The 24,628-nt window shown below is 64.2% G+C and carries 20 protein-coding genes; 3 read left to right on the top strand and 17 right to left on the bottom strand.

All coding sequences use genetic code 11. The features are described from left to right. Nucleotides 1–57: 57 nt before the first annotated feature. The 12 genes from BUB09_RS13845 to BUB09_RS13790 form a co-directional block, all read right to left on the bottom strand. The gene (locus tag BUB09_RS13845) at nt 58–1,500 is read right to left on the bottom strand and encodes an amidohydrolase family protein (RefSeq protein ID WP_072898869.1); all 1,443 of its coding nucleotides are present in this window, start codon (nt 1,498–1,500) and stop codon (nt 58–60) included. Continuing rightward, nucleotides 1,497–2,768 (bottom strand): CoA transferase, encoded by a 1,272-nt coding sequence (locus BUB09_RS13840; protein ID WP_072898389.1) that lies wholly within the window; start codon nt 2,766–2,768, stop codon nt 1,497–1,499. The genes BUB09_RS13845 and BUB09_RS13840 overlap by 4 nt, the downstream gene beginning before the upstream one ends. Next, nucleotides 2,747–3,199 carry an SRPBCC domain-containing protein gene (locus tag BUB09_RS13835; protein WP_072898867.1) on the bottom strand — a complete coding sequence of 151 codons (453 nt, stop codon included), beginning with the start codon at nt 3,197–3,199 and terminating at the stop codon, nt 2,747–2,749. Before BUB09_RS13835 ends, BUB09_RS13840 begins: the two co-directional genes overlap by 22 nt. A gap of 15 nt (nt 3,200–3,214) precedes the next feature. Beyond that, complete coding sequence (locus tag BUB09_RS13830) at nt 3,215–4,711, bottom strand: class I adenylate-forming enzyme family protein (protein ID WP_072898387.1); 1,497 nt, start codon at nt 4,709–4,711, stop codon at nt 3,215–3,217. Nucleotides 4,712–4,789: 78 nt separating this feature from the next. After that, the gene (locus BUB09_RS13825) at nt 4,790–5,104 is read right to left on the bottom strand and encodes a hypothetical protein (protein WP_072898385.1); all 315 of its coding nucleotides are present in this window, start codon (nt 5,102–5,104) and stop codon (nt 4,790–4,792) included. 30 nt (nt 5,105–5,134) lie between these two features. Continuing rightward, the gene (locus BUB09_RS13820) at nt 5,135–6,079 is read right to left on the bottom strand and encodes an alpha/beta hydrolase (RefSeq protein WP_072898383.1); all 945 of its coding nucleotides are present in this window, start codon (nt 6,077–6,079) and stop codon (nt 5,135–5,137) included. Between the two features lie 16 nt (nt 6,080–6,095). Next, nucleotides 6,096–7,268 (bottom strand): thiolase C-terminal domain-containing protein, encoded by a 1,173-nt coding sequence (locus tag BUB09_RS13815; protein ID WP_072898382.1) that lies wholly within the window; start codon nt 7,266–7,268, stop codon nt 6,096–6,098. Continuing rightward, complete coding sequence (locus BUB09_RS13810) at nt 7,265–7,696, bottom strand: Zn-ribbon domain-containing OB-fold protein (RefSeq protein ID WP_072898379.1); 432 nt, start codon at nt 7,694–7,696, stop codon at nt 7,265–7,267. Before BUB09_RS13810 ends, BUB09_RS13815 begins: the two co-directional genes overlap by 4 nt. Before the next feature lie 210 nt (nt 7,697–7,906). Continuing rightward, nucleotides 7,907–10,453, bottom strand: a complete 2,547-nt coding sequence (locus BUB09_RS13805) for a CaiB/BaiF CoA transferase family protein (RefSeq protein ID WP_072898377.1) — start codon at nt 10,451–10,453, stop codon at nt 7,907–7,909. 85 nt (nt 10,454–10,538) lie between these two features. Next, complete coding sequence (locus BUB09_RS13800; protein WP_072898376.1) at nt 10,539–11,645, bottom strand: amidohydrolase family protein; 1,107 nt, start codon at nt 11,643–11,645, stop codon at nt 10,539–10,541. Between the two features lie 144 nt (nt 11,646–11,789). Next, nucleotides 11,790–12,110 carry a 2Fe-2S iron-sulfur cluster-binding protein gene (locus BUB09_RS13795; protein ID WP_072898374.1) on the bottom strand — a complete coding sequence of 107 codons (321 nt, stop codon included), beginning with the start codon at nt 12,108–12,110 and terminating at the stop codon, nt 11,790–11,792. A gap of 117 nt (nt 12,111–12,227) precedes the next feature. After that, nucleotides 12,228–13,259 carry a Rieske 2Fe-2S domain-containing protein gene (locus BUB09_RS13790; RefSeq protein ID WP_072898865.1) on the bottom strand — a complete coding sequence of 344 codons (1,032 nt, stop codon included), beginning with the start codon at nt 13,257–13,259 and terminating at the stop codon, nt 12,228–12,230. A gap of 192 nt (nt 13,260–13,451) precedes the next feature. Between BUB09_RS13790 and rpoZ the strand changes: the two genes are divergently transcribed. The 3 genes from rpoZ (at nt 13,452) to BUB09_RS13775 (ending at nt 16,892) form a co-directional block, all read left to right on the top strand. After that, the gene (gene rpoZ / locus BUB09_RS13785; RefSeq protein ID WP_072898372.1) at nt 13,452–13,709 is read left to right on the top strand and encodes a DNA-directed RNA polymerase subunit omega; all 258 of its coding nucleotides are present in this window, start codon (nt 13,452–13,454) and stop codon (nt 13,707–13,709) included. A 116-nt stretch (nt 13,710–13,825) separates the two neighbouring features. After that, nucleotides 13,826–14,740 carry an AraC family transcriptional regulator gene (locus BUB09_RS13780; RefSeq protein WP_072898853.1) on the top strand — a complete coding sequence of 305 codons (915 nt, stop codon included), beginning with the start codon at nt 13,826–13,828 and terminating at the stop codon, nt 14,738–14,740. A gap of 115 nt (nt 14,741–14,855) precedes the next feature. Next, the gene (locus BUB09_RS13775) at nt 14,856–16,892 is read left to right on the top strand and encodes a Tad domain-containing protein (RefSeq protein ID WP_072898370.1); all 2,037 of its coding nucleotides are present in this window, start codon (nt 14,856–14,858) and stop codon (nt 16,890–16,892) included. 101 nt (nt 16,893–16,993) lie between these two features. Here the strand turns inward: BUB09_RS13775 and BUB09_RS13770 are convergent, their stop codons facing one another. The 5 genes from BUB09_RS13770 to BUB09_RS13750 all read right to left on the bottom strand — a co-directional run bounded on the left by BUB09_RS13770 (nt 16,994) and on the right by BUB09_RS13750 (nt 24,358). After that, nucleotides 16,994–18,301: a TolC family protein gene (locus tag BUB09_RS13770; RefSeq protein WP_084083448.1), complete on the bottom strand. Its 1,308-nt coding sequence runs from the start codon at nt 18,299–18,301 to the stop codon at nt 16,994–16,996. A gap of 5 nt (nt 18,302–18,306) precedes the next feature. Then, nucleotides 18,307–19,347, bottom strand: a complete 1,041-nt coding sequence (locus BUB09_RS13765; protein ID WP_072898366.1) for a beta-barrel domain-containing protein — start codon at nt 19,345–19,347, stop codon at nt 18,307–18,309. Next, nucleotides 19,344–21,056 carry a type I secretion system permease/ATPase gene (locus tag BUB09_RS13760; RefSeq protein WP_072898364.1) on the bottom strand — a complete coding sequence of 571 codons (1,713 nt, stop codon included), beginning with the start codon at nt 21,054–21,056 and terminating at the stop codon, nt 19,344–19,346. Before BUB09_RS13760 ends, BUB09_RS13765 begins: the two co-directional genes overlap by 4 nt. 72 nt (nt 21,057–21,128) lie before the next feature. Beyond that, nucleotides 21,129–22,376 (bottom strand): glycosyltransferase family 4 protein, encoded by a 1,248-nt coding sequence (locus tag BUB09_RS13755; protein WP_072898362.1) that lies wholly within the window; start codon nt 22,374–22,376, stop codon nt 21,129–21,131. A 77-nt stretch (nt 22,377–22,453) separates the two neighbouring features. Beyond that, nucleotides 22,454–24,358: a beta strand repeat-containing protein gene (locus BUB09_RS13750; protein ID WP_072898360.1), complete on the bottom strand. Its 1,905-nt coding sequence runs from the start codon at nt 24,356–24,358 to the stop codon at nt 22,454–22,456. Between the last annotated feature and the right edge of the window lie 270 nt (nt 24,359–24,628).

The raw sequence follows: 24,628 nt of genomic DNA, 5'->3' as shown, positions 1-24,628 counted from the left end.
GATTATTGTGACCATAATCAGAAAACCCGCCGGCGCCGTCAACCGCCGTGGGCGGCGCTAGCCGTCCCCCGCCGCTGCGATCGGCCGGCCGGCGCGCAGCGTCAGCCTCGGGACGACCCGATCGAGACGGGTCCGCGCCGCAGCCCAGGGCTCGGCCAGCAGGCACAGATCGGCGGCGGCACCGCGCTCGACGCGTCGCTGTCGCGGCAGCGCCAGGTCCGGCGCCAGCAGAAAGCCTTGCAGCGCCTGCTCCGGGCTCAGCGCCTCGTCGGCGCCGATGCGCAGTCCACGGTCGGTCTGCCGCGTCACCGCTGCGTGCATCGCCTGCCAGGGGTTGCTGCGGCCAAACGGCGCATCGGTGCTGGACGCCAGCACGATGCCGGCGTCGACGACGCTGCGCAGCCGGTACAGCCAGGGCCGGTCGTCGGCATCGACGTCGGTCAAATAAGTGTCGCCGCGCTCGGCGATGAAGCCGGGCTGGCTGACCACCGCCACGCCGAGCCGGCGCATCCAGTCCAGCAACTCAGGCGGCGCCACGCTGGCGTGCTCGATACGGTCACCCGCAATCGCGCCCGCCTGCTCGATCGCGCTGAGCGCAAACGTCAGGTCGGTGCGCGTCACGCAATGAAACGCAGCGGCGCGGCCTGCCGCGTGGCTGCGCTGGATAGCGGCCACCAGTGTGTCGAACTCGGGCAGATCGGCGTCGTGCAAGTGGAACTTGTGTGCACCGCGCTGCACGTCGCGCCCGCTGACGAAGGCGGATGCCGCGTCGAGATCGGTATTGCCCATCATCGTCACCGCTTGCAGCAACTCGCCGCGCTCGATCGCCGCGGCAAACACCGCCGCCATGTCGGCGTCGTTGTCCGGCGTGGTGTCGGTGACGCTGGCCACGCCAAGGCGCGCCAGCTCCCGGCTGATGGCGCGCAGGCTCGGGCGCTGACGCGGGCGACGCCGGCGCATCCAGTCGTCGGCGTCATACAGCCGGCCGGTGTACTGGCGCTGCGCGTCGCGTTCCAGCGGTACGTCATCGTCGCTGCCGCAGACGCCGAGCGCGGCGATCGCCAGCGAATTGAGTATCCACAGCCGGCCGCTGCGATGCTGGATTCGCAGCGGACGCGCCGGGCCGCAGCGGTCGAGCCAGTGACGGTCGATGTCGCCGGCCACCGACTCGTGATAACCCACGCCGCGCAGCCATTCGCCAGGCGCCAGCATCGCGTGACGTCGATGCAGCGCCGCCTGCAGCGCATCGGCATCGGCCACGTCCGGCGGGCCGCAAGATAACGACTGCAGCGCCGCTGCGGCCGCGTACAGATGCAGATGATGATCGTGCAGCGATGGCAGCAACGCGGCGCCGGCCGCATCGATGACCGCGCCATCGCGCGCCGTGATACGCGCATCGCCATGCGGCACGACGTCGCGGATCAGCCCGTCGGCGAGGATCACGTCGACGCGGCAGGGCGCGTCGATGCCGATGTCGGCGTCGAGGATCGCGTCGATCATGCGCGCGGCTCGCGCAGCACCTGCTGCCAGTGCTGAAGTCGCTGCGCCGACGCGCACATCGCCGGGCCGCAACCGAAGTCCAGGCACTGGCGCACCACGTCGACCATCGCGATGTCGATCAAGCCGCCGCCACCGCGCTGGTGGCCGGCCCACGCGGCGATCGCGGCGTGCAGGCCGGTCAGCGGATCGGCGATCGCATCGCCGACGAAAGCCCATTGCCCGGTTGCCTGATGCAAGCAGTGCGACAAGCCGGCAGCGACCGCCGCATCGTCGCCATAGGCGATCCACTGCGCTTGAGGTTCGCGTCGGCCATATCCGGTGATGCTGATCCAGGTCTTGCCCGGATCGGCTGCGATCAGCGCATCGGCATCGATACCGAGCTGGCGCAGCGCACGCGGCCGCGAGGCTTCGATCACGATGTCGGCGCCCTGTAGCAAGGCCAGCAGCGCCGCGCGACCTTCGGCGTTGCGAAAATTGAGCTTCAGCGATGCCTTGCCAGCATGCAGATGCTCGAAGAACGCCGGACTTCCAGCGCGCGCGCCATCGGGCCGCTGCGTGCTCTCGACCTTGATCACGTCGGCGCCGCAGCGCTGCAACAGATGGCTGCACAAGGGGCCGGCCCACAGTGACGACAAGTCGACGACCCGCGGCGCCTGCCGCGCTGCGAGGCGCAGCGGCGGCACCATCGGCGACGGCCATGGCAGCGCCGGCGGCCGGCGATCGGCTCGCGCAACGGCCAAGCCCAGCTCGCGCCCCTGCTCGACCAAGTCATCAGCCGCGCGCGTTGCCACGAGCTGAGGCAGCTCGTCGGCGATGACATGGTCGGCTTGCAGCCACGCCGGCAGCAGCGCGTGGTCGTCGTCGCGCGCGAGATTGATCGCGATCACGCCGTCGGCAGTGGCGAGCAGGCGGCAGCTGCCGTTGGCCGACACGGCGCCGCGCCGCTGCAGGCCGAGCAGCGCGGCGCGCTCGGTCAAGCGCTGCGCGCCGCTGGGCGCGTCGCGCCACTGGCCTTGCGGCGCCATCGCGATCAGCGCCGCCATCGCGCCGTCGGCACAAGCCGCGATCGGCGCCGGGCATAGCAGCGGCGCGGCATCGGCGGCGCCGCTCAGTTCGATCAAGCCGCAATCGGCGGCGATGACGGCCGGATGCCGGTCAACGATGTCGAGGCGCGCATCGGCGATGCCGTGCAGCGCCAGCAACTGCTCGGCATAACGCCGCGCAGTGGTCCGCTCGTCGACGTCGCTCAGCGGCGGCGCTGCGCCCACAGCTGTTCTGCGCGCTGCTGGATGCCGGCGGTCATGCCGGCAAAGCCATGCTGCAAGCGGCGGCCGAGCAGGCCGCGCACCAGCGGCATCATCCAGCCGCGCAACTCGAAGTGCGACTGATAGCGCGTGCGGTCATGGCCGATGCTCTTGACCTCGTGTGAGCGGCCGCTGCTGAGCGCACCCGCCGGCACCGGCTTCATCGCATAAGCCAGCCGCTTGCCGGGAATGTGTTCCTTCATCCATTCGCGCTGCTTTTGCGGGCGGCCGGCGAGCTTGACGCGCATGTCGATCGGGTCGCCCGGCTTGAGCGTGGACTCGCACTCAACGCAGAACGGATTCCACTGCGGATACGCGGCCAGGTCGGTGATCACTTCCCAGACGATGCTGGCCGGTGCGTCGATGTCGACGGTCTTGTCGATCGTGAACTTCATGTCCGGCTCCATGGCTCACTGCGCATCGACGAACTCCTGGCGGATCAGGCGCCGCAGCACTTTGCCGAGCTCGTTGTACGGCAGCGCGTCCTTGAACACGATCCGCTGCGGCACGCGCGAGCTGCGCAGCCGCGATTTGACCAGCGCCTGCAGCTCGTCGGCGGCCGCTTGCGCACCCGGCTTGAGCACGACGGCCGCGGCGACACCCTCGCCCCACTGCACGTCGGGCATCGCGACGACGGCAACGTCGGCCACGGCCGGGTGTTCGAGCAGCACGTCTTCGATTTCGCCGGGTGAGATGTTCTCGCCACCGCGCACGATCACATCGTCAGCGCGACCGTCGAGGTACAGATAGCCCTCGGCGTCCAAGTAGCCGCGATCCTTGGTCGGGAACCAGCCGTCGGCATCAAGCTGGCTGCCCAGCGACAGGTACTCGCCGCTGACCTGCGGGCCGCGCACGAACACCAAGCCGGCCTGTTCGGGGCCGAGCACGCGGCCCTCGTCGTCACGGATCTCGATTTCGACCGCACCGGGTTTGCCGACCGACGCGAGGCGACGGCGCACCATCGGGTCGTCGCTGCTGGCCGCCGCGCGATGATCGTCCGGGCCGAGCACGGCGATCGTCGAGCTGGTTTCGGTCAGGCCGTAGGCATTGGTGAAGTCGACCTGCGGCAGCAGCGCCATCGCACGCTGGATCGTCGCCAGCGGCATCTTGCCGCCGCCGTAGGCCAGCGCACGCAGCGCCGGCAACTGCGCATCGCCGCCGCTGGCGTCCAGATGATCAACGATGCGCTGGAGCATCGTCGGCACCAGAAACGCGTTGCTGACGCGATGCTCGCGGCACGCGGCCAGCCAAGCCGATGCTTCGAAGGCTTCGAGCTGGACCATGCGGCGGCAGGCGTAGGTGCTGCTCAGTACCGCCGAAATACCGGCGATGTGATACGGCGGCACGGTGACGACGATCGCGTCGTCTTCGTCGGCTGCCGCGAATTCGACCGTGCCGACGATGTAGCTCATCAGGTTTTCGTGCCGCAGGATCGCGGCCTTTGGCTTGCCGGTCGTGCCGCTGGTGAACAGCTGCACGGCAACCGCGCGCGGATCATCGGGCGGCTCGATCGGCTCGGCCGGCGCCGGCAGCGACAAGAATGCGGCACGGTCGATCAGCACCACGTCGCTGCGCGGTTCGACGATGCGCGCCGGCTCGGCGCTGGTGATCAGCAGTGCCGGTGCGATGCGCGCGATCAGCTCGTTGATCTCCGGCGGCGTCAGCCGGTAGTTCAGCGGCACATACGGCACGCCGGCATAGGCAGCACCGAAGATCGCCACCGGCGCGGCCACGCTGTTGACGTCGAGCAGCGCCACATAGCTCGCGCCCGAGGCCTGGATGCGCTGCGCAGCCGCTTGCGCGGCAGCCTTGAGTTCGGCGTAGGTGAGCCGCGTGTCGCCCGACACGACCGCGACGCGGTCACCGAAGGCTTCCGCCGACATGTCGAGCAAAGTGGCGATATTCATGGCTGGGACAAAGACGTGAGAAGGATCGAAACGCGCCGCCGCAGCAGCGCGAGGTGAAAGCGCAGGCCGGCGCGACGATCAGTCGGACGACGGCAGCTGCTTGGCTTGCTTGACGTCCAGCGCGGTGCCATTGAGCGTCAGCGTGCCCTGGCCGCCCTTGGTGCACAGCAGTTCGAGCGACTCGTCCTCGTTGACGTAGCGCTTGCCGATCAGCGTACCGCCGGACAGCGTCGCAGCGAGGCTGACGCCTTCGGGCGCGGTTGCCGTACCACCGAGCATATCGACGCCACCGCAGCCCAGCTGGTGCTCGCCCGGCGGCGCCTTGACCACCATCACTTGCGTGTCGCACACCGCGCTTTTGAATCGGGCGCCTGCCTTGAGTACCGTCGCCATGCTGCTGCTCTCCGTGAGTCGTAAGGGCTGTTATGCGCCTAGTTCACCACGGCCGGCGACGGTCTGCCTCGTCCAAACGGCTAAGCGTTCGATCAGCTGCGCGCGCGACGCGAACAAAAAGTGAGCGTGCCCGGTGTCCGGCAGCACATGCAGATCGATCTGCGGGCTAGCTGTGAACGCCGCTGGAATCTGCTGCGGCGTACCGGCCATGTCGCGATCACCGACGGCCAGGAACACCGGCACGGTGATCGTCGCCGCATCGATGACGACATTGCCCGGCAGCATCGAGTGATAAGCCGCCAGCGGCAGAATCGGCTCGTCGGAGGCTGCCTTCAGCGCCGCCACGCCGCGCGGATCGGCACTACGGCTGCCGAAGATGTCGCGCGACTGCGGATTGCGGCCGATGCGCGGATACGGCTCACGGAAGATGCGTCGCGCCAGCGTCGGCAACTGCTCGCGCAGCTGCGTCGGGTCCGCCGCCAGCGTGTGCTGATCGGGCGGCGTGTAGTCCGGCAAGCCGCGCGTCGAAAAGCCGAGCAGCGCGATGCCGGCGTGCGCCCGCGTGCGCGCCTGCTGGATCAGCGTGAGCATCGCGCCCATCGAATGACCAACGCCGATGCTGTGGCGCAGTTGCGGATGCTGCTGCCGTACCCGCGCCGTGGCTTGTGCGTTGGCGGCCGCGAGCAACTCGGAGTCCAGCGCGTAGCCGTCGAGCGGCCGACTGCTGTCGCCGATGCCGAGATGATCCAGCGTCAGCACATGAAAGCCGCGCGCCGCCATCTGCTGCGCGAAGCTGAAAGACCGGTCGCCGTCATCCGGCAGCAGATCAAAGTAGCGGCGGTTCATACCGCCACCCGGCAAGCAGACCAGTAAGCTGCCGTTGGCGTGACGCGGTTCGAACAGCGTGGCGGCGATCGCCAGCGCCGCCTCGCCGTCCAGCGCAATCTCGATCGGTAGATGCAGCGACGTCGGCATTGGCGCGCCGCGACGCTTAGACGGCGCTGAGGATCGCGCCGGCCATGCCGGAGGACACCAGCACGTTGTCGACCTTGCGCCGCATCACTTGATTGACCGACGTGCCGCGCACCTGGCGCACACCTTCGGCCATGCTGTTCATGCCGTGGATATAGGCTTCGCCGAGCAAGCCGCCGTGCGTATTGATCGGCAGCGAGCCGTCGAGTGCGATATGGCCGCCGCGGATGAAGTCCTTGGCCTCGCCCTTGCCGCAGAAGCCGAAGGCTTCGAGCTGCATGAACACCTGCGGCGTAAACGCGTCGTAGATCATCGCGGCCTGCATGTCCGACGGCTTCATGCCGGTCTGCGCATACAAGCGCTTCGCCGTGCCCCAAGCCTCGGGCATGATCGTCAGGTCGTCGTGATAGAAGTTCGAGATCACTTCGACGTTGTACGGAATCGACTGGCAGGCACCGGTGATCTTGACCGGCTTCTGCTTCAAGTCGCGCGCACGCTCCAGGCTGGTGACCAGGAAGGCCACGCCGCCATCGCTCTCCTGGCAGCAATCGAGCAGACGCAAGGTCGGCTCCTGAATCCACTTGCTGGCCTGATGGTCTTCGATCGTGATCGGCTTGTTGTAGAACCAGGCCTTCGGATTGGTCGCCGCGTAGGCGCGCTGCTGCACCGACAGATAGCCCAGATCGCGATTGGTCACGCCATAAGTGTGCATGTAGCGCTGGCCTTGCAGCGCGCCCCAGCTGGCCGGCGTCATCGCGCCGAACGGGATGCACCACAGCAGCGATCCGGTGCCATGGCCGGCGGTGTAGCCACCGGTGTTGGTCGGGTTCTGGCCGAAGCGGTACTGGCTGCGCTCGTTCATGGCGCGCCAGATCAGCACGTTCTTGCAGACGCCGGCATTGACCAGCGCCATCGCCTGGTAGATCGTCGCGGCCGCTGCCGCACCGCCACCGGGAATGCGCGCGGTATGCGCCAGATCGCGCACGCCGAGGCAGCGGCCGAGCGCAATCTCGTCGCTGTTGTCGATCGTGAACGTGATCATGCCGTCGATATCGCGCGGATCGACGCCGGCATCCTCACAGGCGGCCAGCGAACATTCGGCGGCCAGCTGCAACTCGCTGCGGCCAGACTCCTTGCTGAACTCGGTGGCACCGATGCCGGCAATCGCGGCGTCCTTGAACGTACGGCTCATGCGGCGCTCCGCGGGCGGAAAACAGGGACTTTGTGCTTGTTCATCGTGTCTTCAAACATCACTTCGACCGGCATATCCATGCGCATGTCCTCGGGCGCAACGCCGACGACGTTGCTGACCATGCGCGTGCCTTCTTCGAGCTGGATCACCGCCACGACCGGCGCTTCCTTGAAGCCGAACGGATGCGGATGACGCGGCACCGTCCAGGCGTGCACGGTGCCGCGCCCGGACAGCGGCACTTCGAGCCGCTTCAAGCTGTGGCAGTGCGGGCACATCGGGCGCGGCGGGAACGTGAAGATGCCGCAGTCGCCGCACTTCTGGCCGACGAACTGTTCGCGGTCGGCGGCCTCCCAGAATGACTTGGCGTCGGGCGTGACGATCGGCGCGATACGCGTCGGCTTGGGCGGTGCGGCGGGTTCGGTGCTCATCGGCAACTCGATAATGGAAGGGTGAGGATGCTCAAAACCTTATCGCGCGCACCCGGCAAGCGGATGGCGCAAATGGGTGAGCCAACGGGGGTGATGCGGGCAGACCGGCGCCGCGCACCCGCGCAGCGAGCGTTCGCGGAGCGGGTGTGGGAGTCAGCGATCGCACGGCGGCGCTTCGTGCCGCCGTGCGGATGCGGAATGCAGCGGGAGCTACTTGCCGCCTTCCTTGTCGACCATGCTGGCCATGCCCTTCTTCGGCGCATCGCCGGCAGCGGGACGCGGTGGCATGCGCGGCATGCCGGCAAAGCCCACCGCCATCTGCTCTTCCATGGTCTTGATCTCGTCGGCGCTGTAGCCCATGTCGCCGAGAATCTTCTGCGTGTGCTCGCCGACGATCAGCGGACGCCCCTGGATCACGCCGGGCGTGCGCGACAACGAGAACAGCAGGCCGATCTGGTCGAGCTTGCCGACGACCGGATGCGGATACGACACGACCCACTGCTGATCGCGGAACGCCGGCACGTCGTGCAGCTTGCGCGAGAAGGTCTCGTCGCAGACTTCGACCGGCACGCCGGCCGCATCGAGCTTGGCAAACCAGGTCGAGGCATCAGCGGACTTCAGCGCGCCGCCGATCGCCGCCGCCCGAGCGGCGTCGTCGTGCTGGCGCACGGCATCGGCCGGCAGGCCGAGCGTGCTCAGTAACGCGCTCCAATGCGCGTCGGTCGACACGGCCACGCAGATCCAGCCGGATGCGGTTTCGTAAATACGATGCCCGGCCGAATAGCCGACTTGATCGCCACCGATCCGTGGCCGCGCAAAGCCCTTGCCGTCCGGCGTCGCCACCGCGTAGCTGGTGTTCAGCAGCGCGGCATTGATGATGCTGGTGTCGACGAACTGGCCTTCGCCCGTGCGGTCGCGGTGATAGATCGCCTGCACGATCGCGGTCGCCGACAAGAAGCCATTGCCGGTGTCGCCGAAGCTGGTAAAGCTCCACAGCGGACGGCCGACTTCGCCGTTGGCACCGACGCGGCCCATGCCGCCGTCTTCGAACTGAATGCCCGACAAGCAGGCACCGGTCTGGTCATTGCCCGGCAGGCCCGCGCGCTTGCCGCGCTCGAAACCGCGCGTGTGGCAGTAGATCAGCGTCGGGTTGATCTGCTTGAGCGACTCGTAGTCGATCTTCAAGCGCTCGGCTGCGTCGTAGCGCATGTTGTGCTGGACGACGTCGGCCTTGGCGACCAAGTCGAGCAGCACTTTCTTGGCGCGCGGGTCCTTCAGGTTCAGCGTGATGCTCTGCTTGCCGCGGTTGGCCATGTAGGCGATGTGCACGCGGTGCCAGAACAAGTCGAACAGACCGTTGATCTTGATCACCGTGGCGCCCAGGTCGCTGAGCAACTGCGTGCCGAACGGACCGGCGATCGCCAGACCCAGATCGAGCACGACGATGCCGTCGAGCGGTGCCTTCAGCGTGCGGCCGGACGCGGCCGCCGCGGCGGCGCTGCCGGCCTTGGCGTCGGCGATGATGCGCGCGGCCTCAGCCTTGACTTCGTCGGTATTGGCACCCGGCTTAACGGCCGGTGCGCCGGGCTTGCCCTGAGTCTTGCTCATGTTGAACGCGTTGCCGACCGTGCGGATCGTGCCCAGTTCGGCATCGACCGTCTCGGTCACGCAACCGTCTTCGAGGAACGCCGGATCGGCCAGTGATTCTTCGACGCTGCGCACCGGCTGCATCGTCATCTCGGCCGTGGCCGCCGCTTCGATCCAGTCCTTGACCGGGAACTTGGCGACCGCTTCGGCCAGGATCGGCTGGTAATGCGACATCACCAGAATTTCTTCCGGACCGGTGCCGAAACGATCGGGGTCGTTCTGCACGGTCAGGTCGGGCGAGGCATTGAGCGTGTCGCCCTGCGCGGCTTGCAGGATGAAGCGCGGATTCGGCACCCAGTTGTGCAACCAGTGCCCGTCCTTGGCTTGGAAATGGCCCTTGGGCGAGCGGCAATTGAGAATCCAAGTGTCGAAGCCGGGCGCGTCGATCTTTTCGGCGCGCTGCCAGACGCCAGCGGCACCGGCCATCGCGCCCTGCAGCAGCGAGGTCTCGACCCACTGACCCAGGCCGGTGATTTCGCGCGCCCGCAGCGCGGCGCTAATGCCGAGGCTGGCGTTGAAGAACGCGCCCAGGCTCGGCCATTGCGAGGCGACGAACAGCGGGCCAGGACGCGGCGCGCCCTGCACCCAATCCTGCGGGATTTCGAGATCCGGGAACGGATCGGGCTCGCCGTTCATGTGGTTCAGCGCGCCTTCGGCCCAGCCACGCTGTTCGAACATCAGGCCGGTACGCGCCTGCACCAGCGCGTCGACCGCCGGACGCTGCGCATGCTCGTTGTCGCGGCCGTAACCGGTGATCGAGCAGACGATGATGCGCGGGTTCAACTGCGACAGCGTGGCGTAGTCGATGCCGAGCTTGGCGGCTTCGCCCGGCGCGAACGATTCGACGACGATGTCCGCGGTCTGCGCCAGCGCCAGGAAGATCTTCTTGTCGTCGGCGTTGTGCAGATCGAGAAACGCGCTGCGCTTGCCGCGCTGCCAGACGTGATAGCCGAGCTGATGCGGGCCCGGCTGCTTGCGCGCCGGATCACCACCGGGCGGTTCGATCTTGGTGACGCTGGCGCCGTTGTCGCCGAGCAGCATCGCGGTCATCGGCCCGGCGATGCCGGACGAAAGATCGAGGACTTTGAGTGAGGCGAGTACGCCAGTCATGGAAACTCCGTTTCGTAGGAAATGCGAACAGTGATGGGGCCGCGCGAACCGGCCGCGCGGCCGTGTTGCGAACGATCGCGCTGGTTTACAGCGCGAACGCCTTCAGTGCGTTCTGGCTGACGATCTTCTTGCGATCGGCGTCGCTGATGCCGGCTTCGCGGCACTGGCTGACGACCTGGCTCTGCGAATGCGGCCAGCAGGTCGCCGGATGCGGGAAGTCGGTGCTCCAGTACAGGCAGTCGGCGCCGAAGTAGTCGTAGAACGCCTTCAGGCCGATCGGCTCGTACATGAAGGTCGCGCCCATCTGGCGCTTGAAGTATTCGCTGGGCTTGAGCTTCACGCCGGGGAACTGATAGTGCAGGTTCATCCGCAGGTCGAGCACCGCATCGAAGAACCACGGCAGCCAGCCCAGGCCCGGCTCGACCATGATCACGCGCAGGCCGGGGAAGCGCTCCAGCGTGCCGGTCAGAATCCAGAACATGATCGACTCGGCCAGCGGCGCCCAGGCAAGGCCAGTGAAGATGCCCTTCTGCGGCGTCGGGTCGCGGCGGAACACATCCCACATGTCCGGCTTGACCTCGAGGTGATTCATGATCGTCACGCCGCATTCCTGGATCGTCGCCCACAGCTTGTCGTAGCGGCGGTCGTGAACGTCGGGCAGGCCCATGCTGGCCGGGAACGGCGTGATCTGCACGCAGCGCGCCTTGTTGTGCTTGGCCAGGCGCAGCACTTCGCTGACGGCAAAGTCCACGTCCTGCAGCGGCAGCTGATAGGCGCACAGCAAGCGGTCCGGATCGTGGCTGGCGAAGTCGGCCATCGACTGGTTGTAGCCGCTGAACACTTCCTTCCACGAAGCACCCATCAGCGCTTCGTTGCAGATGCGTGCACCGCCCAGCTCAGGGAAGATCACTTCGGCGAGGACGCCATCGCGGTCCATTGCCTTGATCTTGCCTTCCGGCGTCTTGTAGCCAGCGTCCTGAGACGCTTCCGGATCGACGAAGTCTTCGAGGTGCAACTGCGGCTGACCGCCGCGCAGCACTTGCGCGGCGTACTGTTCGGACTTGACCGTGGCCTCGTCCCAGACCGCATGCAGCTCGCGGCGTAGCCGCTGCTTGACCCAGTCACTGGTAAAAAAGACGTGGGAATCGGCGGAAACCAGCTTCTCTCGGTGATCGGCGGCGACAACGCTCATCGGGTTCTCCTGTCCTGACGGATGCACCGCGTGGGTGCTTCGTTGCTGCCGCGCCGATCTGATGTCGGTGTACTACGGCAGTCGTGAGTCGAACTTACAAAGCGCCCGCGAACGATGCCTGCTGCAAACGGGTGAGCGGGTCGCTCAGGCCACCGGGCCGACGGTGACCTGCATATCCGGCGTCGATTCGTCGACGAACACCTGGCACGACAGCCGCGAGGTCGGCCGCACTTCGACGAAGTCGGCGATCGCGTCGAGCATCGCCTGCTCGCCTTCACTGCGCGGCGGCAGTGACTCGCCACCGGCATCGATATAAATGTGGCAAGTACCGCAGCTGAGTTCGCCACCGCAGATGCCCTCGACGCCGGCACTGCCGTCGCGCAGGAATTCCATCAGCGGAATCGCCGGGCTGGCCTTGATCTGCAGCTTCGCGCCGTCGCGCGTGGTGACACTGATGGACGCCATGTTCGATTGCTTGCTTGGTTGTCGTTGTGGAGCCGATGCGCTGCTTCAGCGAATGCGGCAGATGAAAAAGCCCTCCCCCGTCGCCGGGAGAGGGCTCGCGCGCCCGTTCGACGGCGCTTACACCTTGGCCAGCGTGCTGGCGTCGGCGTCGTAGAACTGCTTGAACCACTTGCGGAACTGCAGCACCGGACCGTCGCCGTCGCACAGCAGCGGACGCGGGCGATACTTCTTGTTGTTCCAGACGATGAAGTCGACGCTTTCGAAGCCGGCGCTTTCTTCACCTTCGGCCGCACCGATCATGTGATCGATGATCTTCTTGGCCACGGCCTGTTCCATGCTGCCTTCCGGGTACGCCTTGGAGCGGAAGCACATGTTCATCTGGCTCAACTCGGGCGTGATCGGCTGCGTGTACGAGATCATCGTCGCGCTGACGCCGTTCTGAGTGAACTCCAGCACGTTCAGGCCCGGACCGTAGGCGCGGCCGACGATGTAACCGTTGCCGATGTCCAGGTCCATGATGTGGTCGTGGAACTCGGCCTTGACCGGCGGAATGCCCGGCGCGTTGTGCAGGAACTTCAAGTGCGCGGTGTCGACGCCGTTTTCGGCGATTTCCTGGATCGCGGTGTTCGCAGTCCAGCTGCCGCGGCGCGAGCCGGTCCAGCCTTCATCTTCCAGTGCCGGAATCGACGGTAGCTGCCAAGTCGGCTCGGCGCAGGTCGGGTGATACCAGGCGAAGATCAGGCCGTAGCGCTCTTCCATCGGCAGCGCGCGCAGCACCGCCTGCTTCTTGGTGATCGGCGGCATCACCTTGCCGTAGGGGATGCTGGTGCACCAGCCCTCGGTGTTGTATTCCCAATGGTGGAACGGGCAGCGCAGGGCTTCGCCGCAGACCTTACCGCCGTGGCCCATGTGGGCGCCCAAGTGCGGGCAATACGGGTCGGTCATGCCGGGCTTGCCGCCCTCGGTGCGGAACAGCACCCATTCCTGGTCGAACAGCTGCACGTTGCGCAGTTCGCCTGGTTTGAGGTTCTCGGAGTAGTCGACGAAGTACCAACCGGTCGGGATCGGGAACGGGCAGCGTTCGAGCGACTTGGCTTCGAGCAGTTGTGCAAGATTGATGTCGGCTTTAACGGGTGGGTTGCTGGTCATTTCGGCTTCCTCGGTGAGGGCCTTAGTAAATGGCCAGCCGCGCGGCCGCGCCTGCTGCGAATGGACGAACTCCGCGACAAAGTCGCCGCCGCACGGCAAAACCGTGCCGGTCGCACCGCGGCGGAACGCGTCGCCGCCAATGCGCCTATAGTGTCGGACCGTGCTCTTGCGGCGTTCGACCCGGAAACCCCTATGGCACGCGTGACGATTGAAGACTGCCTGACGATCATCCCCAATCACTTCGACCTGTGCCAGATCGCGGCCAAGCGCGCCCGTCAGCTGGCTCGCGGCGCGCTGCCCAAGGTGCCGTGGGAAGACCACAAGTCCACCGTGCTGTCGCTGCGCGAGATCGCGGCCGGCTACGTCGACAAGACCGTGCTGACCGAAGCCGATCTGCCGCCGATCCGCAGCTCGCAAGCCGATCTCGACCTGCCCGAACTGGCGTTCTAGTCCAGCGGCACTGCCTGCGCAGGGACGCGCGGGCATGATTGGCATTCGGCGCGGCATGGCGCTGCCGATGCCCCACGCTTAGCATGCGGCTCATGCCGCCCCTGCCTGCCGACCCCGTGCAGCCCGCCCCCGCTCCGCCTGGATCGGCGAGCGTCGATGCCGTGCTCGAATCGGTGCTCAGCAGCTACCAGTTACGCGTCGAGATCACCGCCAACGTGCGCTACTGCGGCAGTTGGTTCGAGCAGGAACCGACCACGCGCTTTGGTCAGTTTCATCTGGTCACCGATGGCGACTGCTGGGTCAGCGGCCCGGCCTTGCCAACACCACAGCATCTGCTGCGCGGTGACTTGATCGTGTTTCCGGCCGGCATGCGTCACACGCTGTCAGCGACGCCCGACCCACATCGCCCGATCAGCAACGACGACAGCGCCACCTCGATGCTGTGCGGCGAGCTGGAGTTTGTCATGGGCACGCACAACCCGATTTTCAGCGCGCTGCCGCCGTGCTTCATCGTCCGCGCATCCGACAGCAGCGATGCGTTCCGCCAGCTCGCCAACATGCTGATCGCGACCAGCACCGACCGGCGCTGGGGCCGGCAGATGGTGCAGAACAAGCTCGCCGATTCGCTGTTCACGATGGCGGTCTGCGAATACGTGCGCAGCGCCGGACAGCCGCGCGGCCTGCTCGCAGCGCTGACCGATGTCCGGCTGTCCAAAGCGCTGGCCGCGATCCACGAACGCCCCGGCGAAGAATGGACCATACAAAGCATGGCGCAAGTGGCCGGCATGTCACGCACCGCATTTGCGGAACGCTTTGCGCAGACCGTCGGCCAGCCACCGATTCAGTATCTGGCGCAGTGGCGCGCGACCGAAGCGCGGCGCTTGCTGAAAAACCGCCGGTTCTCGGTCGCGGCGATCGCCGAGATGATGGGCTATCGCAGCGAGGCGGCGTTTCGCCGTTTTTTTAAACGGGTCGACGGCAGCGGGCCGGGTCAGGTGCGCGCCGGACGCGACCAGGACCCGGCTAACTGAAGGCCGCTGAGCGCCTCGGGATTGCCACTGATCTGCGAATCGCGTCCGCCTACCCGTACGGAGCCGGAGGGTCGCTCGCCTTGGTGTAAAACGGCGACGTCGAACCTGGATCCCTATGTCCAAGCAACCGCTCGCCCCTCGCATCATCGGCTCCCGGCAACGTGGCGCCGTCGCCATCTGGATCGCGGTGTCGCTGGTGGCACTGATCTCTGCCACGTTTCTGGCGATCGACACCGGCCAGTTGTATTACGCCCAGAAGCAGCTCGAAAAATCCGCCACGATGGCGGCGATCGCGGGCGCGCAGATTGCCAGCGGCTGCGTTGCCGGTGACGGCAAGCAGAGCAGCGTCGCCGACGTCGTGCCGGTTGTGCAGTCATTGCTGCTCGCCAACGGCGGCTCGCCCGAATGGCTTAGCGGCATCAACGGCAATGCCGCCGTCGAAGTCGGTCGAACCCAGATCAACAGCGGTGGCTTGCGCGTCTTCGAACAGCTCGAAGAAGGCGATTCCAATATCGACTCGGTGCGGGTGAATCTGAGCCGGCCGATGCCGAGCGCCTTTCTGCCGACGCTGTTCAGCGGCGCCGGCGGCACGCTGGTGGCGTCGAGCACGGCGCGCCAGCGCGTCGTCGGCACGTTCTATGTCGGTGCCGGCCTGCTGCGCATCGACAGCGAAGACAGCGCCCTGCTCAATCCGCTGCTAAGCGCGCTGCTCGGCACATCGGTCAACCTCAGCGTTGCCGATTACCGCGGGCTGGCCAACGTCAACGTGTCACTCGACACGCTGGCGCTTGCACTGGGCGTCGAGGCCAAGGATCTGTCGAATCTGGTCGAGCTTGATCTCGACTCGCCGCTGCTGCCGAATCTGCTCGGCGGCCTCGCCGACGGCCTCGACGACACCGTCAGCGGCACGGTGCGACAGGTACTACGCAACCTGGCCGGCGCCGCCAAGGACGAGCCGGTGCCACTGGGCGCCTTGCTCGGGCCGCTGACCGACGTGATCGGCGCGGTGCCGTTCGTCAACCTGCTCGACTTGATCATCGCGCTCGGCCAAGCCGCGTCGGCGACGCCCGACGGCAGCGTCAACCCGATCATCGTGCCGCTGGCGCTCAATATTCCCGGCGTGCTGACGACGACCGTCTACCTGCAGGTCCTGGAGCCGCCGCAGTTCGGCATCGGCCAGCCCGGCGAAGCCACGGCCAAGACCGCGGCGATCAAGCTCGCGGTGCGGATCGACGCCGGCCAGGTCCTCGACGGCGTGATTCGTCTGGTCAACAACCTGCTGTCGGGCATCCTGCAGACCGTCACCGGTTTGCTGCGACTGCTGACGCTGGGCTTGGTCAACATCCAGGTGACGGGCCCGACGATCATCCCGAACCTGAATCTAGGCATCGACGTCAACGTCGCACAAGCCGCCGCCAGCCTCGACTCGATCCGCTGCCCGGGCCTGGGCCAGCCGGAGCCGGTCGTTGAACTCAGCGCCAGCCCGGCGATCGCCAGCGTCCACGTCGGCAGCTTCACCGGCACGCCGACGGCGAGCTACTTCCCGCCGCTGGATACGAACACGACCACGTTCGACGTGCTCAAACTCGGCCTGCGCGTGGCCCCGCCGCTGGCGGGACTCGGATCGCTGAATCTCGATGTCGCACTCGACCTGTCCTGCGTATCGGTCGGCGGCGCTTGCTACGGCCCGAGCCAACCGTCGGCCGGCCCGTTCATCCCGCTGCCGAACGCGGTCGAGCAGTTCACGTACAACCCGCCGACGCTCGGCGTCGCCGGCTTCTACCAGGCCGAAGGCGCACCCAGCGACGATCCGGTGCCCGGCGAGAATCCGCAGACCGTCGGATCCAACCTCGACGTCGTCGTCGACCTGAACCTGCGCCAACCGATCACCAGCGGCAGCGGCGCCCTCGGCGGCCTGGCCTATGTACTCAATGCCCTGATCTCCGGCGTTCTGAACCTGCTCGACCCGCTGCTCGACTTCGTCAGCAACCTGCTCAATTCACTGGTGCTGCCGCTGCTGGACCTGCTCGGCATCCACCTCGGCGAAGCCACCGTGTTCATGAACGCCGTCAGCGTCGATCGCCCGATCACGGTTACCAAGTGCATTCCGGGTGCGGCCTTGCCGAGAGGGTGTGCAGCGCCGGGGAGTTGAGAAGCAATCAGTCGACGGATTGGCCTTGGGTTGGAGAGCCGAGTAGACCACGTACCAGCAAGTTGACGCGTTAAGCCTTAGCGAATCGATCTTCAGCGCCGCTACCAGCGCGTCACTGCTGCGAGCCAAGCAAGGCGTGGCTCGTCCAGCTCACCGCGTGCGAGGCGGAAATCACTCCAAAGCTTTAGAGCCTCGGCTGTCAGCGCATCCTGCTCCTGCTCAGCCTTCAGGTTTTCCATCGTCGCCAGCGCGAGATCCTTGCGGGTGTGCGTTCCTGCCCTGACCCCAAGCTCGGCTTGACGCAAAGCAAGTTCGCAGCGAGCGCGGTCAGTGTTGAGTGCCTCCATCCGGGAGCGCATCGCAGCAAACGTTGTTACGGCGACCTGCCGGTCGAGCGCCTGCCGATTGCGCTCGAGCTGCAGCTCCATTTCCGCCATATGCAATTGCGCTTGCGCCTCGCGCACCGACGCCTGGATTGCTCCGTTGGTAAACAGGGGTACCGAGGCTTGCAACTGTATGCGGTAGGTGTTGAATTCGGACCCGATCGTGATCTCGGAATCCTGCAAGCTCATGCTGCGACTGGCGACCAGATCCAGCGTCGGCAGGCGGTTGTACTTCACCGAGTCGACGGCGTGTTCTGCACTCTCGACGTTCAGACGTGCCGCGTCGATTCCGGGCGTCGTCAGCGGCGCTGCATAAGTCTCGGCCGACATCACGTCGGTGGCGAGCAACACCAGAAGATCGCTTGCCACCCGCTCCGGCGGCATCGGGTACCCTGCGGTCGACTGCTGCCATAGCAGCTCAAGCTTGGCTTGCTGAGTTTTCAGATCCGCTATTCGACGAAGCAAGCTCGCACGGTCGGCTCCTGATCGGGCACGTTCAAGCTCCGTGCCCTCACCCGCTGTCAGCGATTGCTCCGCGACCTCCACCAGCAGCTCAGCCGCTTGCAGGCGCAGCTGCGCCAAACGCAGCTCGCTATGCAATGTGGTCCAGTCTGCCCATAGCTGCGCCAACTGGTTCGCAAGCTTTTGCCGGTTGGCTTTAACCGACATATCGGCCGCCTGATACCGACGCAGAGCCGACGTACGGCTGGCCCAGGCTTTGGGTCGGAACACACCCTGACGGATCTGGACGGTCCAGCTCTCCGTTCGATAATCACGATCCTGAAAACCTACTGCGCTGTCGATGCCGGAGTCTGCGTAACCCGTCGAGTATTGAGCGCCGATCTGCGGACCGAGCTGAGCGCTCGCCAAGTCGGCCCGAGCCCGATCGACATCACGCTCGAAACGCGACAGCTGATACGACGGGTCAGCAGACTCGGCGGCGCGGATCGCGTCCAGCAAGCCTGCATTGGCCTCCTGCGAGGCTGACCACAACAACATCGCTACTGCCGCCATCGATCCGCGCATGTTGCTCAGGGCTCCGTCAGGCTCGTCGCGACGCGGTCCGACAAGGGCTTCAGCAGGTAGACAAAAAACGGGCGTTCACCAGTCACCACAATGGCCTCCACCGGCATGCCCGGCTGTATCGGCGCAGCCCCCAGTTTGCGCAACTCCGTACCGTCGATGTCCAAGCGCATGACGAAGTGCGGCGTGCTGTCGGCTTGCTTGGGCTGCACCAAGTCCGCGCTGATCAGGCTCACGCGCCCGGCAACCACGGGCGTGACGCGCGGGTCCAACGCAATGAAGCGCAACTTGGCTTCCATGCCGACATGAACGCGCTCGATCAAATGGGGCGGCACATGCGCCTCGATGACCAAGGTATCTCCGTCGGGTACGAGTTCGAGCACGGGGGTGCCCGGCGTGACCACGGCCCCCGGAGCACTGACGGCAAGTCCCATCACGGTACCGCCGACCGGCGCCCGCAGTTCCGCCCGGTCGACCTCAACCGACAAGCTGGCGAGACGGTGTGTCTGCTCCTGAATCTGAGCGGCGAGCTGATCGGCCTGAGCCAACTGCATTGACAGTTGTCGCCGGGCTTCGATCAGCCGGCGAGCGAGATCGTCATACTGATTGCGCGGGTAAAGCGCTTCATCGACCAACGGCCGCAAGCGATTAACGGTGTCGGCAAGAGACGTCGCTTGGTCGCGTGCACCGGGCAGGCTCGCAAGCACGCCGTCACGTTGGGCTTGCAAGGCTTCGATACTGCTGCGGATCATGCGTTGCTGCTCAAGCTCGCTACGGGTATCGAGCACAATCAGCCGATCACCCGCAGCGACGCTTTGACCGTCGCGCACAAGAACTTCACTAACAACGCCCCCGCGAATGTGCTGTATCGGCTTGCGCTTCGACTCCACGACGACGACGCCGGCGAGCGGCACCCCCTCGTCGATCGGTGCAAACGAAGCCCACGCAATGAAGGCCGCCAGCAACGCAAGCACAAGCGCGCCACTGACCACGAGCAAAGGTGATATCGAGGTCGGCAACGGACCGACCGCAGGCAACGCCTTCTTCATTCGACCGTCTTCGCTGGCGGCGCAGGAGCACGCCCGGCATTCAATGTCGTCAATACGGCATCACGCGGCCCATTGAGTGCGATACGCCCATCTTTGAGCACAATCAGCCTATCTGTGATCGCCACTGTGCCTGGGCGATGCGAAATCAATACGATGCTCACACCGGACGACTTGGCCGCCAGCAACGCGTCCTGCAGCGCCTTTTCGCCGATCTCATCGAGATTCGAGTTGGGCTCGTCCAATACCAGCAGGGCCGGCTCGCCGTAGAGCGCGCGCGCCAACGCGACTCGCTGTCGCTGTCCGCCGGATAGCGATTCGCCACCGATCCCGACGCGGGTGTTATAGCCCTGCGGTAATCGGGCAATGGCATCATGCGCGTGGGCCGCTTTGGCCGCAGCGATGATCGATTCACTGGTCGCGTCGGTAGCAAATCGCGATATGTTTTCGCCGACGGTTCCATCCATCAGCTGCACTTCTTGCGGTAGATAACCAAGATGCGGACCCAGGTCATCGCGGTTCCATGCCGCGAGGTCAAAGCCGTCTAGGCGCACCACTCCGCTGCTAGGCTTGCAAGCGCCGACCATTAACTTGGCGAGGGTGCTCTTACCACTGGCGGATGGACCGATGATGCCCACGATCTCGCCCGGCGATACCGACAGACTGACGTTCTGCAGAATCGGCTCATCTCCGGACGACAATCTGAAGCTGACCTGCTCGAGCAGCAAGCGTCCGGCCGGACGCGGCAGCACCACACTCGGTGCGCGATCATCGGCTAGCGCAAGCAACTCCTTGAGCTGAGCCCAACTCTTCCGAAAGCCCACGAACGGCTTCCATGAAGCGATCAACTGTTCGACTGGTGCAAGAGCACGACTCGCCAGAATGCTGGCGGCGATCATCAGCCCCGGTGTTACGTCTCCCGCGATTACCAATGCAGCGCCCAAGCAGAGAATCGCCGACTGTAGTGTGATGCGGACGAACTTGGAGGCGGAGGTTAGCATCGACGCCCGATCGGCTGCTTTCGACTGAAGCACCGCCGCTGGCAACGTTTGGCCCGACCAGCGCTCACGCACTCGGGCCGTCATGCCCATCGCCGAGATGGCATCGATGGAATGCATCGCGTTGGAAACGCCGGCATTGGCAGCAGACTGAAACGCGCTAGCCTGTCCTAGCTTGCTGCCAGTGGTCCACTCCGTCAGCAGCGCCAACGCAACAAGGATCAGCAGTCCAATCAGGACCAGTAAAGCGAAGTATGGGTGCATCAGATAAACGACGAATAAGTAGATCGGGATCCACGGCGCATCAAACAACGAGGCCATCCCGCTACCGCCGATGAAGCTTCTGATGACGGATAGGTCGTTCAGACGCCCAAGCAACCGAAGATCCCGGGTCAGGGCATACCGATTGAAAACCGCGTCGAAAACCGACGAGGACAACGCCGCATCGACGCCGTTGCCGATCCGAACCAGCATCATGTTGCGTATGGCGCCGAGCGCGGCTAGCGCGATGTAAGCCGCAAGCATCAATACGGTCAGCATAGTGAGCGTGGTCAGATTACGACTCGTCAACACACGATCGTACACCTGCAACATGTACAGGCTGGGAACCAGATAGAGCGCGTTGATCACGGCCGAGTACGCCGCGGCTGCGATGAGGCCGCTGCGATAACGCGCAAGCGCATCACCAGGCATCAGTACCGAGTCAGCCGCCACAGTGACCTCGTTCGTAACGATGAGAATTGACGCTATGAGCGCGGTGCACGGAGGGATAATTGTTGGGCACCATCATCGATCGACCAAACCTTCAACCCAGGCAATCTGCTGAGGGAGAGAGACTGTCTTGAGGTCGTAACGCTGCACGACGGTAGCGCGTGCGGCACGACCCAGCTGCCGCGCCGATTTGCGATCCTGCAACAGCGCAATAACTTCCTTTGCCAATGCATCAACGTCACTGAAGCCGACGAGGCGCCCTGTGACGCCGTGGGTTATCACCTCACGAACAGGAGGCGTCGAACTTGCAACGATGGCGCAGCCGGCACTCATGGCCTCGAGCAGACTCCAACTGAGAACGAATGGATAGGTCAGGTAGACATGAACTGCCGACACTTGAAGCAGGTTGACAAACGTCTCATACGGGACGGTGCCCAAGAAGTGCACGCGCTCCCAGTCCGCTGATGGAATCTGGGGCTTGACCTCGTCAATGAAGACTTGCTTCCACTTGCGGCCATCAGGCGATCGGGCTCCATAGCTAACATCGTCGGCGCCAACGATCAGAACTCTGGCTTGTGGGCGTGCCGCAAGAATCGCCGGCAGCGCTCGCATGAAGATGTGATATCCGCGATAAGGCTCCAGATTCCGATTGACGAACGTAATGACCTCATCGCCATGGGCCATCGGAAATCTTTCGTTGCCACGCTGCACCGTGATGCGTGCCTTGGACGAAGGCACGACGCGGTCGGTATCAATTCCATCGTGAATAACTTTTATCTTTCCACGAAAGGCAGCCGGAAACGTATCGGCCTGCCATAGCGTCGGCGACAGCCCGTACTCCACTTGGTCGAAATGCATGAAGTAGTTCGCGTTCTTAAGCCGAAGCCGACACGCACTACCCACTGGATCATCTGCGGGAAACTCCGGATCGAAGCCAACGTCTGCACCATCCGATCCATAGAAGTATTCGCAATACATCACGATCTTGGTCTTCGACCAGACTTCTTTGAGGAACAGGCTTTCGCCCCAACCAGGGTGGGCCACCACGACATCCGGAACGAAGCCTTCATCGCGTAGCTTGAGGCAGGCCCTAAGACATGCTTCACCTCGTAAGGTCTTGGCTTCGAAATCGATCAGCCACGGATGGATATTCTTGGACGAGCCTCGTTGAACTTGATACGGAACGACGCGCACGCCGCTCCACGAAATCGTCTCACCGGCACGAATCGCTAACGCGACGACTTCATGCCCGCGTGCGGCCAAGGCCGGAGCCCAATGCTTGAACTGACCAGGAAAGTTCTGGTGTATGAAGAGGAATCGCAAGGCTTGCGTGCTCGGACGTGCTCGGACATAGAAAAGCAGTGGGGACCTTTACCGATCCCCGCTACTTCGCAATCGACTTACAGGATGAAGTCAGCAGCCTGCAGGGAGTTAACACCAGCCAAGTCGATGATCATCTCAGCAGCCGAGTCAGCATTGGTACTGACATACAGAGATCCGTTCTCGAATCGGATTTGGCCGGTTGCGTTGTCGCTGAACTGGGATGACCCAATGAAGCTGAGTGTCATGCCCAATGCATTCGACAGACCAGCAAAGTCGAGCTTGTCAGTGCCAGAGACAAAGTCAGTAATCAGGTCAACGAAATTCACGCCATCAGAGTTGGCTATTGCACTAAAGCCAAAGTAGTCAGCGCCAGCGCCGCCGACCAGACGATCGGACCCGCCTCCGCCCACCAACGTATCAATACCAGCCCCTCCGTTCAGCGTGTCATTGCCCCCGCCGCCAACCAGGCTGTTAGCTGCACTATTGCCGGACAGGACGTTGGCCGCACCGTTGCCTGTGCCATTGATTGCGGCAGAACCCGTCAGAACCAGGTTTTCGAAGTTAGCACTTAGCGTGTGGCTCACTGAGGACTGAATGACGTCAGTTCCTTCGTTAGCCGCTTCAACGACCACATCGCTTGTCGAATCGATCACATAAGTGTCGTTACCACCACCGCCCGTCAACGAGTCGTTACCCGTGCCGCCATTCAACGTATCGTTACCCGCGCCAGCAGCAATCGTGTCGTTCCCGGCACCGCCGGCGAGGCTGTTGGCGGCCGTGTTACCTGTCAGCACGTTGTCCACGCCGTTGCCCGTGCCATTGTTGGCGGCCGAACCAGTCAGAGTGAGATTTTCGACGTTCGCCGCTAGGGTATGGCTCACCGACGACTGCACCAAGTCGGTTCCCTCATTGGCTGCCTCAACGACCGCGTCGCTAGCCGAATCGATCACATAGGTGTCGTTGCCAGCACCGCCGGCAAGGCTGTTGGCGGCCGTATTGCCCGTCAGTACGTTGGCCAACTCGTTGCCGGTGCCATTGATGGCGACCGAACCGGTTAGTGTGAGATTTTCGACGTTCGCCGCTAGCGTGTGGCTCACCGACGACTGCACAAAGTCGGTCCCCTCGTTGGCCACCTCAACGATCACATCGTTCGTCGAGTCGATCACATAGGTGTCGTTGCCAGTACCGCCCGTCAACGAGTCGTTACCCGTACCGCCATTCAACGTATCGTTGCCCGCGCCAGCAGCAATCGTGTCATTTGCTGCACCACCATCGAGGCTGTTGTCAGCGGTGTTGCCCGTCAGCACGTTGGCTAGGTCGTGGCCGATGCCGTTGATGGCGGCAGAACCGGTCAGTGTGAGATTTTCGACGTTCGCCGCTAGCGTGTGGCTCACCGACGACTGCACTAAGTCGGCCCCCTCATTGGCAACCTCAACGACAACATCACCGGTCGAATCGATCACATACGTGTCGTTGCCCGTGCCGCCCGTCAACGAGTCGTTACCCGTACCGCCATTCAACGTATCGTTGCCCGCGCCAGCAGCAATCGTGTCATTTGCGGCACCACCATCGAGGCTGTTGTTAGCGGTGTTGCCCGTCAGTACGTTTGCTAGGTCGTTGCCAGTAAGGTTCTCGACGTTGGCGCTAAGCGTGTATGACCCAGCACCTAGCCTAACGACATCCAATCCCTCGTTAGCCAATTCCACTATGACGTCTTTTTCCGAGTTGACTATATAAACATCATTGCCGGCGCCACCATACATCGTGTCGCGACCTATTGTCCCATCCATAGTGTCATTTCCCTCTCCACCGCTCATGCTGTCGTTCCCACCTGCCCCATAAAGAAAGTCATTTCCTTCATAACCAAAGATGACATCGTCACCACCGTTGCCGCTGATTCTGTCGCTGGCCGATGTCCCGTAAAAGTATTCTGGACCCTCACTTGAGCCGGCGGTAACTGTATTATTTTTACGTATACTCATTTTCGAGACTCAGATTATTAAAATAGATTTCTTATATAGAAAATATAATTGGTAGATACTGCGCGTCACTAATATCGATTTTTATATTAGAAGCTTACTGCCTCTAATTGAAAGACAGCTCCTAAAAAATAAGCAGCGGGAACTGTTGCCGATTCCCGCTGCTTCCAAAGTGACGCTTACAGGATGAAGTCAGCAGCCTGCAGGGAGTTAACACCAGCCAAGTCGATGATCATCTCAGCAGCCGAGTCAGCATTGGTACTGACATACAGA

It is taken from the genome of Hydrocarboniphaga daqingensis (assembly GCF_900129825.1).
Lineage (GTDB): Bacteria > Pseudomonadota > Gammaproteobacteria > Nevskiales > Nevskiaceae > Hydrocarboniphaga > Hydrocarboniphaga daqingensis.
This window is presented reverse-complemented; position numbering and strand designations above follow the sequence as displayed.

Coding starts and splice junctions, on each gene's coding strand:
- BUB09_RS13845 (WP_072898869.1), bottom strand. CDS start 1,500: ATGATCGACGCGATCCTCGACGCCGACATCGGCATCGACGCGCCCTGC.
- BUB09_RS13835 (WP_072898867.1), bottom strand. CDS start 3,199: ATGAAGTTCACGATCGACAAGACCGTCGACATCGACGCACCGGCCAGC.
- BUB09_RS13830 (WP_072898387.1), bottom strand. CDS start 4,711: ATGAATATCGCCACTTTGCTCGACATGTCGGCGGAAGCCTTCGGTGAC.
- BUB09_RS13825 (WP_072898385.1), bottom strand. CDS start 5,104: ATGGCGACGGTACTCAAGGCAGGCGCCCGATTCAAAAGCGCGGTGTGC.
- BUB09_RS13820 (WP_072898383.1), bottom strand. CDS start 6,079: ATGCCGACGTCGCTGCATCTACCGATCGAGATTGCGCTGGACGGCGAG.
- BUB09_RS13815 (WP_072898382.1), bottom strand. CDS start 7,268: ATGAGCCGTACGTTCAAGGACGCCGCGATTGCCGGCATCGGTGCCACC.
- BUB09_RS13810 (WP_072898379.1), bottom strand. CDS start 7,696: ATGAGCACCGAACCCGCCGCACCGCCCAAGCCGACGCGTATCGCGCCG.
- BUB09_RS13805 (WP_072898377.1), bottom strand. CDS start 10,453: ATGACTGGCGTACTCGCCTCACTCAAAGTCCTCGATCTTTCGTCCGGC.
- BUB09_RS13800 (WP_072898376.1), bottom strand. CDS start 11,645: ATGAGCGTTGTCGCCGCCGATCACCGAGAGAAGCTGGTTTCCGCCGAT.
- BUB09_RS13795 (WP_072898374.1), bottom strand. CDS start 12,110: ATGGCGTCCATCAGTGTCACCACGCGCGACGGCGCGAAGCTGCAGATC.
- BUB09_RS13790 (WP_072898865.1), bottom strand. CDS start 13,259: ATGACCAGCAACCCACCCGTTAAAGCCGACATCAATCTTGCACAACTG.
- rpoZ (WP_072898372.1), top strand. CDS start 13,452: ATGGCACGCGTGACGATTGAAGACTGCCTGACGATCATCCCCAATCAC.
- BUB09_RS13775 (WP_072898370.1), top strand. CDS start 14,856: ATGTCCAAGCAACCGCTCGCCCCTCGCATCATCGGCTCCCGGCAACGT.
- BUB09_RS13770 (WP_084083448.1), bottom strand. CDS start 18,301: ATGCGCGGATCGATGGCGGCAGTAGCGATGTTGTTGTGGTCAGCCTCG.
- BUB09_RS13765 (WP_072898366.1), bottom strand. CDS start 19,347: ATGAAGAAGGCGTTGCCTGCGGTCGGTCCGTTGCCGACCTCGATATCA.
- BUB09_RS13750 (WP_072898360.1), bottom strand. CDS start 24,358: ATGAGTATACGTAAAAATAATACAGTTACCGCCGGCTCAAGTGAGGGT.